General features: G+C 64.2%; 1 protein-coding gene. It reads right to left on the bottom strand.

What is annotated here, in order from left to right:
* Positions 1-2: 2 nt before the first annotated feature.
* Positions 3-542: acetyl-CoA C-acyltransferase (locus HF877_RS21120; protein ID WP_169623150.1), on the bottom strand; the 540-nt coding region annotated here is incomplete at its 5' end.

Genomic DNA, 542 nt, shown 5'->3' with positions numbered 1-542 from the left:
GATCAGCTCAGGCGTTCGAGCACCATCGCCATACCCTGACCACCACCGACACACATCGTCTCCACACCGAACTGCTTGTCCTGCTCACGCAGATTGTTCAGCAGCGTGTTCGTGATGCGAGCGCCCGTCATACCGAACGGATGCCCCAGCGCGATCGCACCACCGGAGATATTGAGCTTGTCCTCGTCGATCCCGAGTTCACGAGCCGACCCGAGCACCTGCACCGCGAACGCCTCGTTGATCTCGAACAGATCGATATCCGAGATTCCCATCCCCGCATTGGCCAGCGCCCGGCGAGTCGCATCGATCGGGCCCAGACCCATGATCTCCGGCGACAAGCCCGACACCCCGGTCGAGACGATCCGCGCCAGCGGCGTCAACCCGAGAGCCTTCGCCTTCGTGTCGGACATGATCACCAGCGCCGCAGCACCGTCGTTCAGCGGGCATGCATTTCCTGCGGTGACCGTGCCGTCCGGACGGAACACCGGCTTGAGCTGGCTGACCTTCTCGTACGTGGTGCCGGCGCGCGGGCCGTCGTCGGT

Origin of the sequence: Rhodococcus sp. BL-253-APC-6A1W, assembly GCF_012843405.1 — a bacterium.
Lineage (GTDB): Bacteria > Actinomycetota > Actinomycetes > Mycobacteriales > Mycobacteriaceae > Rhodococcus.
The sequence above is the reverse complement of the archived record's forward strand: the minus strand, read 5'-3'. Positions and strand labels throughout refer to the sequence as shown.